Here is a 13,952-nt window from a genome sequence, read left to right as displayed (position 1 = left end):
TTATAGATGCAGAGGCGGGTGGAGACATAATGCTGGACCGTATCTCACTAGACCAGCTGCGTGTTTTTATTGCTGCCGCCGATGACGGCAGCTTCTCTGCCGCTGCGCGGCGTTTTCGCCGGTCGCAGCCAGCAATAAGCGAGATGATCGCAACACTCGAAGCACAGATCGGCGTTGCCCTGTTCGACCGCGTCGGGCGCTACCCGCAACTCACCAAGGCAGGCGAGACGCTGCTGGCCGATGCACGCGGCATCGTGCTGGCCGTCGACCATATGAAGGCACGCGCCTATGGCATGTCCTCGGGCATCGAGCCTGAATTGTCTGTCGTCGTGGATGTCTTTTTCCCGATGGACCGCGTGACACGTGTCGCGCGCGGCTTTCGCGAGACTTTTCCGCATACGCCACTGCGCCTCTATGTCGAAGCACTGGGCGGCGTGTTCCAGCCAATACTCGACTCACGCGCCCGCATCGGGATTGCAGGCCCTCTGCCCGACATGCCGCCCTCTCTCTCCTCAGAGGCAATCGGCGACATACGCTTCATGATGGTGGCCTCGACCACACATCCTCTGGCCCACTATGAAGGGCCGATCCCGCGCGACGAACTGGCACGCCATGTCCAGCTTGTCCTGACTGACAGGACGGAGCTTTCTGCCGGACGCGAACGCGGAATCTACTCTCCGTCCACATGGCGTCTGGCCGATCTCTACGCCAAGCACCATTTTCTGCTTGGCGGTCTGGGATGGGGCGGCATGCCGGTTCACAGCATCAGTGCCGATCTCGAAGCAGGGCGACTGGTCGAGCTCAATATCGATGGCTTTACCTCCGGCGGGTCACGCATGCCCATGACCGTCGTTTATCCCACTGCCGAGCCTCCCGGCCCGGCCGGGCGATGGCTGATCGACCATCTCAAACTCTGCACCGGTCGACATGGCACCGGGCACGACGGCGCGCGCCGCGATGGCGTGACGGGCGATGCGACCAACCATGCACTGGATGACGGAGCGACGCCCGAACCGCAAATCGGCCAGACAGCCTGCCTTGCCGCCAGATCCGGGCATTCCTGACACGGGCTTGCGCGCCCGACACACAGCACCCGATACACCGAGCGAACCGGGCAGTCGCATGCCACGTCTGAAAGCCATGCCTGAATTGGGCTGGCATTACGCGCCCGTTCTGGCCTAAACGAAGCCGCCCATGCAGATATCCGATTTCGACTTCGATCTTCCGCGCGAGAATATCGCTCTGGAACCCGCCCGCCCGCGTGACAGCGCCCGCCTGTTGCGTGTCGCTGCCGGTCAGCCATTGGCCGAGAGGCGTATCAGCGATCTGCCGTCGTTGCTCGAACCCGGCGATCTGCTGATTGCCAATGATACGGCAGTCATCCGTGCCCAGCTTGCAGCAAAACGCGGCGAGGCAAAGATCGGGATCACGCTCGATCGCATCCTGAGCGATGGCAGCTGGCATGCGCTTGCGAAAAATGCGCGCAAGCTCAGGCCCGGCGATACGCTGCATTTCGGCACCGATTCCGTGACCGCCGAGGTGGTCGAGAATGAAGGCGACGGTGCCATCTCGATGCGGTTTTCTGCCGAGGGCGAGGCGTTCGACGCTTTCCTCAAACGTGCCGGCGTACTGGCCCTGCCTCCGTATATTGACCGCCCCACCGGTCCGACCGCGCAGGACGACAGCGACTATGCGACGATTTTCGAGCGCTACAAGGGCGCCGTCGCCGCCCCGACGGCGGGTCTGCATTTCACCCCCGACCTTCTGGCGGCGCTCGATGCACGAGGTGTGAAACGTCATACCCTTACCCTGCATGTGGGGGCAGGCACATTCCTGCCCGTACGCGACGAAATCGCCAGCCACAAGATGCATGCCGAATGGGGGCGTATCGACGCGCAGACAGCGCAGCTCATCAACGATACACGCGCCAGCGGCCGGAAAATCGTCGCAGTCGGCACCACCAGCCTGCGCCTGCTCGAAAGTGCTGCGGACGAGCACGGCATCGTGCATCCGTGGGAGGGCGAAACCTCGATTTTCATCAAACCGGGCTATCACTTCCGTGCGGTCGATCGGCTGATGACCAATTTCCATCTGCCGCGCTCGACCCTGTTCATGCTGGTCTGTGCACTGGCCGGAACCGAGACCATGCGCGACGCCTATCGACACGCGATTGACGAAGGCTTTCGCTTTTATTCCTATGGAGATGCCTGCTTGCTGGACCGCGCCCCATGACCGAGCTGACACAACGCAGCGACAGAATGCACTGGAAGGCCGAGGCCTGTTGCGGTCAGGCACGTGCGGGCCATCTGCATACCGCCCATGGCACGATCCCGACCCCAACCTTCATGCCGGTCGGCACGGTGGGGACGGTCAAGGCCATGAACATGGATGCCGTGCGCTCGACGGGTGCGGGTATCATTCTGGGCAATACCTATCATCTCATGCTGCGCCCCGGCGCCGAGCGCGTGCGCAAGATGGGCGGTCTGCACCGCATGATGGACTGGTCCGGCCCGATCCTGACCGATTCAGGCGGGTTTCAGGTCATGTCGCTCGGCGCGCTGCGCAAGCTCGATCAGGACGGGGTGACATTCAACTCCCATATCGACGGCTCCAAGCATCGTCTGACGCCAGAAAGCAGCACCGACATCCAGCACGCGCTCGATGCCACGATCACCATGTGCTTCGATGAGTGCCCTGCTCTGCCCGCCACGCCGGAGCGCCTCGAATCCTCCATGGAGCTGTCCATGCGCTGGGCGGCACGCTCGCGCGAGGCCTTCGTGCAACGCCCCGGCTATGGGCAGTTCGGCATCGTGCAGGGTGGCACAGAGCGCGATCTGCGTGCCCGCTCGGCCAGGGCCCTGACCGATATCGGTTTTGAGGGCTACGCCATTGGCGGTCTGGCGGTGGGCGAAGGTCAGGAACTCATGTTCTCGACGCTCGATTTCACCACCCCGCTTCTGCCGCAGGACCATGCGCGCTATCTGATGGGCGTGGGCACCCCCGATGACCTGCTAGGTGGTATCGAGCGTGGTGTGGACATGTTCGACTGCGTCATGCCCACGCGCGCAGGCCGCACAGCACGTGCCTATACCGAGCGCGGCACGCTGAATCTGCGCAATGCCCGCCATGCCGAGGATAATCGCCCGATCAGCCCGGATTGCGACTGTCTGGCCTGTTCGCGTCATAGCCGCGCCTATCTGCACCACCTGTTCCGCGCCAATGAAATTCTCGGCCCGATGCTGCTGACCTGGCACAATCTCGCCTATTACCAGCGCCTGATGCGCGAAATACGCGCTGCCATCGTGGACGGCACATTACCGCAGAAGGCCGTGGAATTGCGCGCCAACTGGGCCGCCGGGGACTGGACGCAGGACGAATTCCCCCAGCCGGACTGGCCATCCGTCCCATGACGCCCCTCACACCATGAGCAAGAGCATCGAAGACCGCATTGCCGACCATGCGCGGCATCTCGGCTTCGATGCGATCGGGTTTTGCGAGGCCTCCCTGCCCGAGGCCGCCCGCACGCGTCTGCGCCAGTTTGTCGAGGACGGACGACACGGCGCGATGAGCTGGATGGAACAGCGCATCGACCAGCGTGGCGACCCCAAGTCTCTATGGCCGGAAGTTCGCAGTGTAATTTCTCTCGGCCTGTCCTATGCGCCTGAAGCCGACCCAGCCGAGACACTCGACCGGCCCGATACGGGCACGATCTCGGTGTACGCGCGCCATCGCGATTATCATGATGTGCTCAAGGGCATGCTCAAGCATCTGGCGCAATTCGTGGTGCGTCAGGATGTCGGCGGCGATGGCACACAGGTGAAGGTCTTTGTCGATACGGCACCGGTCATGGAAAAGCCTCTGGCCGAGCAGGCCCAGCTTGGCTGGCAGGGCAAGCATACCAATGTCGTCTCACGCGATCATGGGTCATGGCTCCTGCTGGGTGAAATCTTCACCACGCTCGACCTCACCCCGTCACCACGGCGCGCCGGGTCATGCGGCAGTTGCACGCGCTGCCTGACCGCCTGCCCCACCGATGCCTTTCCGCACCCTTATGCCCTCGATGCGCGGCGCTGCATTGCCTATCTCACCATCGAGCATGACGGGTCGATACCGGTCGAATTCCGCAGGGCCATGGGCAATCGCATCTATGGCTGCGATGACTGCCTCAATGCCTGCCCGTGGAACCGTTTTGCCGCGACCTCGCGCCATCTGAAACTTCAGCCGCGGGCCGATCTCATGGCACCGAAACTGGATGATCTGGCACGGCTGGACGATGCCGGATTTCGCAGCTTCTTCTCCGGCTCACCCATCAAGCGCATCGGCCGCAACCGCTTTGTGCGCAATGTCATGATCGCACTCGGCAATTCCGGCGACAGGGCCCACCTTCCCTTGATCGAGACGTTGATGCGAGACGATAATCCTGTGGTGGCAGAAGCGGCAGAATGGGCACGAGGCGAGTTGCTGGGTAACGAAGACAATGAGTGATCTCGTCAAACGCAGCTTCACGTTGTCACGCCACCGCACCAGCATCGCGCTGGAGCCGGAATTCTGGGCGGTGCTGGAAGAAATGAGCACCGGTCGCTCTCTTGCCTCGCTGATCGCCAGCATCGACGCCACACGCCCCCCGGAGCGCCCCCTCGCGTCGGCATTGCGGGTCGCGATCCTGCATTACGCTCTAAGCAGCGGGCAGAACTGAGCTGACGACTGCGACGGCAATACGGGAACCGCATCACAGGCGAGCCGTTGCGAAGATATGACAGGGGAAGCGGGAGTTTGACCGCCCTCTTGCCGATTTAAGCAATCACGATCATTATCGTTATTTAACGATTCAGACGGGAATCGTTTAATTCTCTTCAGCTCCGTGGCGCAAGGGCCTCTTCGATTCATGACGTGTCGTCCTTCCCGCATTATCTCTCTTCCTCCCGCGCTCGAAGCCGCTCTTGCCGAAATGTTGCGCTCCGGAACATTTTCGTCGGAGCAGGATATTCTCGCCGCTGGCATGCAGCTTTTGCGCGAGGCTCAGGATGCAACGACGCTGCGCAATACGCTGGCTTTTCCGGTTGCAGGCGGCGAGTGCGGCGCCCTGATACGCGCATTCGACTGGGCTCGAAACCCGGTTGGCGCACTTGCTCTGTGGTCGGATGTCCTGCGCGCCACGATTACCAATGTAGTCAACTCCCCCGTCGCGAAACTGCTGTTCTGGGGGCCGGAACATATCCTGTTCTATAACGACGCATTCAGCCGCATAGCCGGTGAGCGTCATCCCTGCGCTCTGGGCGTTACGGGAGCAACAGCGTTCCCCGAGCTCTGGTCGTGGCAGCAGACCGTGCTCGACAATGCGCTTGAAGGTGAGCCTGCGTCCTTCAGGAACCGTACTGTCACATTCAATCGCCCGAATGGCCCTGAATGCTTCCATCTCGACCTGTACTACACCCCGGTTTTCGAAGTGGACGGACGTGCGGGCGGTGTGCTCTGCACCGTCGTGGACAACACCGAACGCGTTTGGGCAGAGGCACAACTGGCAGCACGCGAGGCCGATCTGCGCCGGGTGACCGATGCCACGCCCATGCTCGTCGCCTATGTCGATCGCGACCATATCTATCGTTTTGCCAATGCCCAGTACGAGACATGGCTCGGCATTCACCCGTCGCGGATCGTAGACAGACACGTTACGGAAGTTCTGGGGGACACCGTTTATCAGGATCGCCGCCCCGATCTGGAACGCGCCCTTTCCGGCGAGACCGTGGTGGCCGAGACGGTTTTGCCCCAACGAGACGGTAGCGGCCGACATACCGAATTCCGCTATGTGCCTCACGTGGCAGAAGACGGATCTGTTCCGGGAGTGCACATCCTCGGTATCGATATCGAGGAACGCACACGGCGCATTATCGACGTCGCAGCCAGCGACAGGCGCTTTCGCACGGCCATGGAGGCTGTTCATGGCGTATTATGGACGAACAGTGCCGATGGCAGAATGACTGGCGAGCAGCATGGCTGGTCCATGCTGACGGGTCAGGATTATGAGGAGTATCAGGGATTCGGCTGGGCCAATGCCGTTCACGAGGAGGATGCCGCCGCCACGGTAATGGCCTGGAATGCCGCAGTCAGCGCAAGGTCGATGTTCGTGCATGAGCATCGTGTACGCAACCGCGAGGGACAGTGGCGCAACTTCGCCATAAGGGCCCTGCCGATCCTCAACGAGGCGGGTGAAATCACCGAATGGGTAGGAGTCCATACCGACATCACCCATCAGCGCGCCGCCGAGGCAACCCTGCGCGATCGTGCAGCCGATCTTGCCCGGCAGGTGCGCCACCGCGAGCGTGCGGAAGAGCAGCTTCGCAAGCTGAACGAAACGCTCGAAAACCGGGTTATCGAGGAAATTGCCGAAAGACGACAGGCCGAGACACGCCTCGCGCAGGCCCAGAAAATGGAGTCCATCGGCAAGCTGACCGGCGGCGTGGCCCATGATTTCAACAACCTGCTTCAGGTCATAAGCGGCAATCTGCAACTGCTGAGCCGTCACGTGGCCGGGAACGAACGTGCCGAGCGCCATGTCAGCAGTGCCATGGGTGGCGTGCAGCGCGGATCGCGTCTGGCCAGCCAACTACTGGCTTTCGGGCGACGTCAGGCCCTTGAGCCCAAGATCGTCAACGCAACGCGTTTTGTGCGTGGAATGGATGAAATGCTGCGCCGCGCCATCGGCGAGGGCATCGAGATCGAGACTGTCGTCTCAGCAGGATTGTGGAACACGTTTATCGATCCGGCCCAGATCGAGAACGCCCTGCTCAATCTCGCGATCAATGCCCGTGACGCCATGGACGGTCACGGCAAGCTCACCATCGAACTGGGTAACGCCCATCTGGACGATGCCTATGTGCGCCAGCATGACGATGTCAAAGCCGGGCAATATGTGCTTCTGGCGGTAAGCGATACCGGTTCGGGCATGACAGCCGAAATCCTGTCCAAGGTATTCGAACCCTTCTTCTCCACCAAGGCGGAAGGGAAAGGTTCCGGTCTCGGCCTGTCGATGGTCTATGGCTTCGTCAAGCAGTCCGGCGGTCATATCAATATCTATTCCGAGCCGGGCGAAGGCACGACCATCAAGCTCTATCTGCCGCGCGCGATGGATGCCGAGGATATCGAGATCCAGCATCATATGGCCCCTGCCACAGGCGGGAGCGAAACGGTTCTGGTCGTCGAAGACGATGACGAGGTCAGGGCGATCGTGGTCGAGATGCTATCCGATCTGGGTTATCAGGTGCTCAAGGCCACCGATGCCGCCAACGCGCTCGTGGTGATCGAAAGCGGCATGCCGATCGATATCCTGTTCACGGATGTCGTCATGCCCGGCCCGCTCAAGAGCCCTGAGCTGGCACGGCGCGCCAGGGAACGCCTGCCAGACATCGCTGTGCTGTTCACCTCCGGCTATACGGAGAACTCCATCGTGCATGGCGGGCGCCTCGATGCGGGGGTCGAACTGCTTTCCAAGCCCTATACGCGCGATGCACTGGCGCGGAAATTCCGTCATGTTCTGGCAAACAGGCAGCAGCGACAGGGCGCGCGCGTGAAAGACGTACCTACGCCCCCTGACCGTCATGACACAACGCGCCCTTCGAATGAGACAGTGCAGCCTCCTGCACAGGCAAGCCAGAGCGCGCCTCCTTCACAGGCGCTCTGCATCACGGTTCTGCTGGTCGAGGATGACAGGCTGATCCGTCAGGCCACATCGGAAATGCTGCGTGACTCGGGCTATCTGACGGTGGAAGCCGAAAACTACGAAGAGGCCCTGATCGTGCTTCAGACGATGCCGGTCGATGTGCTGCTGACCGACGTGAATTTGCCCGGTCTTTCCGGCAAGGTCATAGCCGAACAGGCCAGAGCACTCAGACCGGATGCGGGTATCGTGTTCGCAACCGGCGACAGCCATGCAGTTCAGGGCGACCCTTCGGTCGTCGTTCTATCCAAGCCCTATGATCTTTCTGCCCTGACCGATGCCCTGTCACGCAGCCTGCCCCGCCTCTCTCCCGGCACGGAACGGCTTCCGGAAAAAGAAAGCCCGTCGGAGGCTTCGGGGCACAAGGCACCCATCGTTTGAACTCTCCCCCGCGCTCATGCTACCGGTGAGATATGGCATTCTGGGGAAAAATGTTCGGCGGCGTGGCCGGTTTCGCTGTAGGCGGGCCGATGGGCGCCATTATGGGGGCCGCACTCGGTCATGCGGCCGATCGCGGCTCTCTGCTTGAAACACCGGCAGGCGGATGGCACGAGCACTGGCGCACGAAAGGCCAGCCCGATCCGAATGGAGCGGCCTTCATGGCTGCGGCCAAGATGTCGACCCTGCTCGGCAAAACCGATCAGCTTTATGCCATCGGCCTGGTGGCTCTGTGCGCCAAAATGGCCAAGATAGACGGGCCGGTAAACAAGGCCGAAATCTCGACATTCAGATCGCTGTTCCAGTTTCCTGCCGATAACATGCGTGAAGTCGGGATGCTGTTCGACAGGGCGCGCGACCGGACCGACGATTACGAGATGTATGCACGCGAACTGGGCAAAGGCTTTGCCAAGGACCGTGCGCCGCTTGAGCAGCTGCTTATGGCACTTTTTGTCATTGCGCGTGCCGACCTGCCGCCAGGGGCACCGCTGCATCCTGCCGAAACGACTTTTCTGAAAAAGGTTCATGCAGCATTCGGGCTGCCGCCCGGAGCGTGGGACCGCGCCGAAACCGGTCGTTCCGGCTCGGCAAGCAACGAGAACGATGCCTATGTCGAGCTCGGCCTGACACGCAGCGCGACGGATCAGGAAGTCAGGACACGCTGGCACGTGCTGATCAGGGAACATCATCCCGACGTGCTCGGCCAGAAAAACCTCAGCCCCGACGCCATGGCCAAGGCAGCAGATCGCGTTGCGCGTATCAATGCTGCCTGGGACCGTATCAAGCGAGATCGAAGGCTCTAGGGCATCTGTCCGCCGCCCAAATCGAACGGACGGACATGATTTGAAAGCATGTTGAGAAAGAGTCTCATGTAGAACGGCTTTGCAAGAACGGGCCCGGATTTTCCGGCGAGCCTGTCTTGCGGAAAAGAGCCTCGGATCATGATGGTTTTTCTGCTGCTGTTCTGCCTTTCCTGTGCTGCCTTCACCATCTCGTCGGTGGCAGGCGGTGGCGCAGGACTCGTGATCATGCCCGTTCTGGGTCTGGTTCTGGCTGCGCCCAGAATTCCAGCCGCCCTGTCCATCGGTACGATGTGCAGCACCATCGGACGTATCGTCTCATTCTGGCGCGTCATCGACTGGCGCGTGGTGCTGTATTTCATGCCCGCGTCTCTGCCAGCCGCCGCGCTCGGCGTGTTTTGCCTACGCCTCATGCCCCCGGTTTATCTTGAGCTGGTTCTAGGCCTCTTCCTTTGCGGCAACGTGGTTCTTCTTCTGAAAAGAAGCCAGAAGCCTGCGCTCGATACCCGCATCTGGCGCTATCTGCCCGCCATCGGTTTTGCGGCGGGGTTTATTTCGGGTTTCACAGGTGCGACCGGGCTGCTCTTCAACCGGTTCTACCAGAAGCTCGGCCTGCAGAAAGAAGCTCTGATCGCAACGCGCGCTGCCAACGAGATCCTCCTGCATACGATAAAGCTCGTCCTTTACGTCCGGTTCGGTCTGTTTGATCGGACCGTCCTGATGGCCGGACTTTGCGTCGGCATCGCCGCACTTGCGGCCATCAAGGTCACGCAGCTGGTCCTGCCTTTATTGACCCATGCACAATTCTGTCGCATCGGTCATGCGGCGGCAGTGATCGCAGGTGTGCTGATGCTTAGCGGCGCCTCAAGACAGATCGTGCATGACGATGCCATGTCACTCAGCTACGGACGCGCCCATGGCGAGACGGAGCTTGCCATGACATGGCGTCGCCATCGTGTGGCCCTCGAATTCGAGCATCCCATGGAGATCGAGCTCAAGCATCGCGTCACCCAGGTAACCGATCCCCGGACGGGACGGGCCGGAGCGGAACTGACTGTGCTTCATCTGGCAGCCGACAGGGGTATTTTCGTGACGAAACGCCGCTTGCATGCCGGGGGTGACGGCTATGGCCATCATTCCCACCGGCATGAAGCCTGATTTCCTGCGCGCCCGGAATCGTTCTCCGGGGACACGCCCCTCACGGGAGGGGCGCAGGAGACCCGACTGACGCCTTAGCGCGTGCCGAGCTTGAAGGTGGTGGTGTAATCGAACTTCTGACCCGGACGCAGCTCGGTGCTCGGGAAAGAAGGATGGTTCGGGCTGTCAGGGAAATGCTCGGCCTCAAGTGCCAGAGCATCGGTCTGACGATAGGCGCGATGCGAAATTCCGGCATATTTTCCGGTCAGGGAGTTCGAGGTGTAAACCTGAAGCCCCGGCTGGTTGGTGGAAACCTCCAGCGTACGGCCCGAAGCCGGATCGAAAATAACCGCAGCCGAACGCGGTGCCTTTCCATAAGCCCCATCGACGATCCAGTTATGATCGTAGCCGCGTGCGATCAGCATCTGCGGAAAGTCGCTGCGCAGACGGTCACCGATACGGGTAGGCTTGCGGAAGTCGAGCGGCGTTCCGGCAACGGGGGCGAGTTCACCTGTCGGGATCGATGTGCCATCGGTCGGGGTGTAGCGCTCCGCCTTGATCTGCATGACTTCGTTCTCGACTGAGCCCGAGCCTTCACCATTCAGGTTCCAGTAGGAATGATTGGTCAGGTTCAGCACGGTCGGCGCATCGGTGGTCGCCTGATAATGCAGGCTGAGCGCGTTGTTCTCGTCGAGCGTATAGGTCACATCGGTCGTCAGCGTGCCGGGGAAGCCCTGATCGCCATTAGGGCTCACGAGACGCAGCGTGACAGAAGCACCCTTGTCGGTCTTCTTGGTGTCGACCAGCGTCCAGACATGCTTGTCGAAACCGATCTTGCCGCCATGAAGCGCATTCGGCGGGTCGGTCAGGTCGGTATGATAGCTCTTGCCGTCAACGGTGAAGGTGCCGTGGGCGAGACGATTGGCATAACGACCGATGATCGCCCCGAAGAACAGGCCGCCCTCAGCGGAGTCCTTGGTGTAACCATCAAGCGTACCGAAGCCCAGAACCACATCCTGAACATGGCCGGCGCGATCGGGTGCCTCGACGGACTGGATAACGCCGCCATAGGTGATGACGCGTACGGTCATGGCGTGATCGTTCGTCAGGGTGATGATCTTTACATCCTGACCGGCCGGGGTCTTGCCCCAGGACTGGACGGTCACAGCGGGCGCTGCCTGCGCCGCACCACCCATTAACCCGGCGAGCGCCATTACGCTTACGGCGCTCTTCACTAATGCTTTCATGGAGAAGGTGCTTCCATATGTTGATTCGTTGCCACACTGGTCGGAGAAATGATCTGTGTCAAAGTATATAAAGTTCATTTTTCCCAACCCTTGCCCCCCTCAAACGCTAAGCGTGCAGCATGAGTTGGCATCTACGGTCTGGCGTCTGACAGACATCGTGCTAGAAAACCACGATGCTGCGTCTCCCGCGAGACAGTGCGGGTCTGACCCTTCATCGGGTCAGGCCTGCTGCCACGCACTTGCGGGCTACGCAAAGAAGTAACAGGACCGGGACTGGGTGCCAGTTTTCGGCGAAACGATCGTGAGCAGGTGCGCAGTTTCTGGCGCGACCGAGCGCGCTTACACGACTTGGGGATTGCGATGACCGCACCGCTAGGTGATTCCGATAACCGGCCAGAGGCCGGATCTGCCGTCGAGAGCCGGACGACACGTCACGCGCAGCGCAAGGGCGGCCGCCTTCTTGTCGGGCTCACTGCCCTTCTCTCCCTGAGCGCCTGCGCCAGCTGGCGCAACCCACCACCCAAGGACCCCGAGGCTCTGGCGGATTACAAGGAAGCCAACGACCCTTACGAGCCCGTCAATCGCAAGATGTACGGCATTCAGATGTGGGCGTATCACAAGGCATTGCGCCCGATCGGCAAGGCATGGGCATGGGCCGTTCCCAAGCCGATCCGCAACTCGATCGATAACCTGAACCAGACCTGGTACATCCCTACGGTCTTTTTCAGCGATGTCGGTGCGGGCAAGCCGCGACGTGCGGGTGACGACTTCATGCGTTACGTCATCAACATGACACTCGGCGCTGCCGGTTTTTTCGACGTGGCAACATCGCTGGGCTATCCCCATCATGACAGCGATCCCGGCCTGACGCTCGCCACATGGGGCGTTCCGAGTGGCCCCTATCTCTTCCTGCCCGGCATCGGCCCGAACACGTTCCGTGACGCGGGCGGCTATGCCATTGCGCAGGGTCTGTCGCCCATCAACTACGTGCCGCGCGGTTACGGGCTTCTGACCTTCAACTGGGCCTATAATATCGCTGGCGTTCTGGGCGGCTTCTCGTCTCATATTGACGAGATCGATCAGGTCGAGCAGGATTCGCTCGATCCCTACGCCTTTATCAGAAGCGCCTGGCAGCAAAACCGCGCCAGCCAGGTTGACGCGCTCCGCAACGACCACCGGGCGACCGTGCCGGACTGGTACAATTAAGGACCTCCCGACATGCTGAAAACCTGCTTTTCCTTCTCTCGCCGCACCGCTCTGGGCGTTCTGACCACAGCGCTCATCTCGGTTGCAGCGCTGACCAGCCCGGCTCATGCAGAGGATGCACAGGGCTTTGTCACCACGTTCGGTGGCAAGCTCGTCGGGATCATCAACAGCGACAAATCCCTGTCCGAAAAGCAGGCGGAGGTTCTCCCCCTGCTGCAGAACAATGTGGATATCGCCCTGATCGGCAAATTCTGCCTTGGACGCTACTGGCGTACCGCAACACCTGAGCAGCAGGAGCATTATCTCAAGCTGTTCCATCAGGTGCTGGTCAATGCCGTCACGGACAAGATCGGCGACTATCGTGGTGTGAGCTTCAAGGTGACCGGTCAGACCGCAACCCCCAACGGCGAACTCGTCAGCGCCCAGATCATGCGTCCCGGTCAGCCGGTCGCCGATATGGGCCTGCTGATCGCTCATGATGGCGGCATGAAAATTGTCGACATGATCGGTGAAGGCACGAGCCTGCGCCTGACCCAGCGTCAGGATTACAGCTCTTACCTTGCGCGCAATGGCGGCAATGTCGCGACCCTGATCAGCGCTCTGGAGCGCCAGCTCTCGCATCGTCACTGACGGTACGGCCCCTGCCCGGTTGCAAGACCGGCAGGGTTCCCCCCCTCGCTTTACAACCTGTGTCTTTTTAATCTGTTGGCGTGATCGGCTGCTTCTGCCGTGCGATAACGGCCGATCTGTCGTCGCACCCTGTCAGCCGGAAATGCTGATACGCTGACAGCCCTGTCTAACAGCCCCGCGACCAGTTTGGCTTATGGCAGCCATGCCGACAACTTCAGGTCGCGTTGCCCCTCTCGGCCCTGTCCGACAAATTCTCCGCATCCTGACTGATTTCATAAACCAGCATCAGATAGCCATCGCGCTCGAAACTTTCGACATGATGCATGCCGATACTGCCCAGCACGATACGTGAGGGCATATTGTCTTCGCGTGTCACACCGACCACGCGTCCGATGCCTGCATCGAGGGCAAACCGCAGGGCTGCACCGGCAGCTTCGCGCGCGATCCCCCGCCCGGCCGCCTCCGGAACCAGAGCGAAACGAAGCCCCAGCCCACGCCCGTCCGGCCGCTCATGCAGCCCAGTGATGCCGACGAAACGGCCATTTTCCCTGATCGTGAAAATACCGATGCCCCGCTTTGCCCAGAAGGAGAGGTCATCGGCCATTTCGTCCTCGACCTGCCGGACAGAGCGTACACCGCCCAGCATACGCCCGAACGAGGCGCCATTGGTCTTGAGGCGAATCATATCCTGCATATCGCCGTAACCGACAGGCTGTAGCACAAGCCTCTGGGTACGTATCTGACGACCGAGCGTCACGCGACGCCCCCTTTCGTCAGACG

General features: G+C 61.0%; 12 protein-coding genes. 10 read left to right on the top strand and 2 right to left on the bottom strand.

All coding sequences use genetic code 11. The features are described 5' to 3' along the window. Nucleotides 1-29: 29 nt before the first annotated feature. The 8 genes from NF685_RS07340 to NF685_RS07305 all read left to right on the top strand — a co-directional run bounded on the left by NF685_RS07340 (nucleotide 30) and on the right by NF685_RS07305 (nucleotide 10,110). Nucleotides 30-1,064, top strand: coding sequence for a LysR family transcriptional regulator (locus NF685_RS07340; RefSeq protein WP_252849158.1), 1,035 nt, complete (start codon nucleotides 30-32; stop codon nucleotides 1,062-1,064). Nucleotides 1,065-1,194: 130 nt separating this feature from the next. Then, nucleotides 1,195-2,232 carry a tRNA preQ1(34) S-adenosylmethionine ribosyltransferase-isomerase QueA gene (gene queA / locus NF685_RS07335; RefSeq protein WP_252849157.1) on the top strand — a complete coding sequence of 346 codons (1,038 nt, stop codon included), beginning with the start codon at nucleotides 1,195-1,197 and terminating at the stop codon, nucleotides 2,230-2,232. Nucleotides 2,233-2,258: 26 nt separating this feature from the next. Further along, nucleotides 2,259-3,410 (top strand): tRNA guanosine(34) transglycosylase Tgt, encoded by a 1,152-nt coding sequence (tgt, locus tag NF685_RS07330; RefSeq protein WP_252849246.1) that lies wholly within the window; start codon nucleotides 2,259-2,261, stop codon nucleotides 3,408-3,410. Between the two features lie 13 nt (nucleotides 3,411-3,423). Beyond that, complete coding sequence (gene queG / locus NF685_RS07325) at nucleotides 3,424-4,485, top strand: tRNA epoxyqueuosine(34) reductase QueG (protein ID WP_252849156.1); 1,062 nt, start codon at nucleotides 3,424-3,426, stop codon at nucleotides 4,483-4,485. Continuing rightward, on the top strand, nucleotides 4,478-4,696 hold the full coding sequence (locus NF685_RS07320) for a ribbon-helix-helix domain-containing protein (protein WP_252849155.1): 219 nt from the start codon (nucleotides 4,478-4,480) through the stop codon (nucleotides 4,694-4,696). Before queG ends, NF685_RS07320 begins: the two co-directional genes overlap by 8 nt. A 189-nt stretch (nucleotides 4,697-4,885) precedes the next feature. Continuing rightward, nucleotides 4,886-8,095 carry a hybrid sensor histidine kinase/response regulator gene (locus tag NF685_RS07315; RefSeq protein ID WP_252849154.1) on the top strand — a complete coding sequence of 1,070 codons (3,210 nt, stop codon included), beginning with the start codon at nucleotides 4,886-4,888 and terminating at the stop codon, nucleotides 8,093-8,095. Between the two features lie 32 nt (nucleotides 8,096-8,127). After that, complete coding sequence (locus NF685_RS07310; protein WP_252849153.1) at nucleotides 8,128-8,955, top strand: TerB family tellurite resistance protein; 828 nt, start codon at nucleotides 8,128-8,130, stop codon at nucleotides 8,953-8,955. A 138-nt stretch (nucleotides 8,956-9,093) separates the two neighbouring features. Beyond that, entirely contained in the window at nucleotides 9,094-10,110 is a 1,017-nt protein-coding gene (locus tag NF685_RS07305; protein ID WP_252849152.1) for a sulfite exporter TauE/SafE family protein, read from the top strand. A gap of 74 nt (nucleotides 10,111-10,184) precedes the next feature. Here NF685_RS07305 and NF685_RS07300 read toward each other — a convergent pair whose 3' ends face one another. Beyond that, nucleotides 10,185-11,336 carry an aldose epimerase family protein gene (locus tag NF685_RS07300; protein ID WP_252849151.1) on the bottom strand — a complete coding sequence of 384 codons (1,152 nt, stop codon included), beginning with the start codon at nucleotides 11,334-11,336 and terminating at the stop codon, nucleotides 10,185-10,187. Between the two features lie 360 nt (nucleotides 11,337-11,696). Here NF685_RS07300 and NF685_RS07295 point away from each other — a divergent pair, with 360 nt between their 5' ends. Beyond that, a complete protein-coding gene (locus NF685_RS07295) occupies nucleotides 11,697-12,542 on the top strand; it encodes an MlaA family lipoprotein (protein ID WP_222546786.1) in 846 nt (281 codons plus the stop codon). Between the two features lie 12 nt (nucleotides 12,543-12,554). Further along, nucleotides 12,555-13,172, top strand: a complete 618-nt coding sequence (locus NF685_RS07290; protein WP_252849150.1) for an MlaC/ttg2D family ABC transporter substrate-binding protein — start codon at nucleotides 12,555-12,557, stop codon at nucleotides 13,170-13,172. Between the two features lie 214 nt (nucleotides 13,173-13,386). Here the strand turns inward: NF685_RS07290 and NF685_RS07285 are convergent, their stop codons facing one another. Further along, nucleotides 13,387-13,929: a GNAT family N-acetyltransferase gene (locus NF685_RS07285; RefSeq protein ID WP_264813660.1), complete on the bottom strand. Its 543-nt coding sequence runs from the start codon at nucleotides 13,927-13,929 to the stop codon at nucleotides 13,387-13,389. Nucleotides 13,930-13,952: the final 23 nt, after the last annotated feature.

The sequence above is a fragment of the Asaia lannensis NBRC 102526 genome, from assembly GCF_024054035.1.
GTDB lineage: Bacteria > Pseudomonadota > Alphaproteobacteria > Acetobacterales > Acetobacteraceae > Asaia > Asaia lannensis.
This window is presented reverse-complemented; position numbering and strand designations above follow the sequence as displayed.

What these genes read in the sequence shown, in the direction of transcription:
- NF685_RS07340 (WP_252849158.1), top strand. Translation starts at nt 30, where the DNA reads ATGCTGGACCGTATCTCACTAGACCAGCTGCGTGTTTTTATTGCTGCC.
- tgt (WP_252849246.1), top strand. Translation starts at nt 2,259, where the DNA reads ATGCACTGGAAGGCCGAGGCCTGTTGCGGTCAGGCACGTGCGGGCCAT.
- NF685_RS07300 (WP_252849151.1), bottom strand. Translation starts at nt 11,336, where the DNA reads ATGAAAGCATTAGTGAAGAGCGCCGTAAGCGTAATGGCGCTCGCCGGG.
- NF685_RS07295 (WP_222546786.1), top strand. Translation starts at nt 11,697, where the DNA reads ATGACCGCACCGCTAGGTGATTCCGATAACCGGCCAGAGGCCGGATCT.
- NF685_RS07320 (WP_252849155.1), top strand. Translation starts at nt 4,478, where the DNA reads ATGAGTGATCTCGTCAAACGCAGCTTCACGTTGTCACGCCACCGCACC.
- queA (WP_252849157.1), top strand. Translation starts at nt 1,195, where the DNA reads ATGCAGATATCCGATTTCGACTTCGATCTTCCGCGCGAGAATATCGCT.
- queG (WP_252849156.1), top strand. Translation starts at nt 3,424, where the DNA reads ATGAGCAAGAGCATCGAAGACCGCATTGCCGACCATGCGCGGCATCTC.
- NF685_RS07305 (WP_252849152.1), top strand. Translation starts at nt 9,094, where the DNA reads ATGATGGTTTTTCTGCTGCTGTTCTGCCTTTCCTGTGCTGCCTTCACC.
- NF685_RS07315 (WP_252849154.1), top strand. Translation starts at nt 4,886, where the DNA reads ATGACGTGTCGTCCTTCCCGCATTATCTCTCTTCCTCCCGCGCTCGAA.
- NF685_RS07310 (WP_252849153.1), top strand. Translation starts at nt 8,128, where the DNA reads ATGGCATTCTGGGGAAAAATGTTCGGCGGCGTGGCCGGTTTCGCTGTA.
- NF685_RS07290 (WP_252849150.1), top strand. Translation starts at nt 12,555, where the DNA reads ATGCTGAAAACCTGCTTTTCCTTCTCTCGCCGCACCGCTCTGGGCGTT.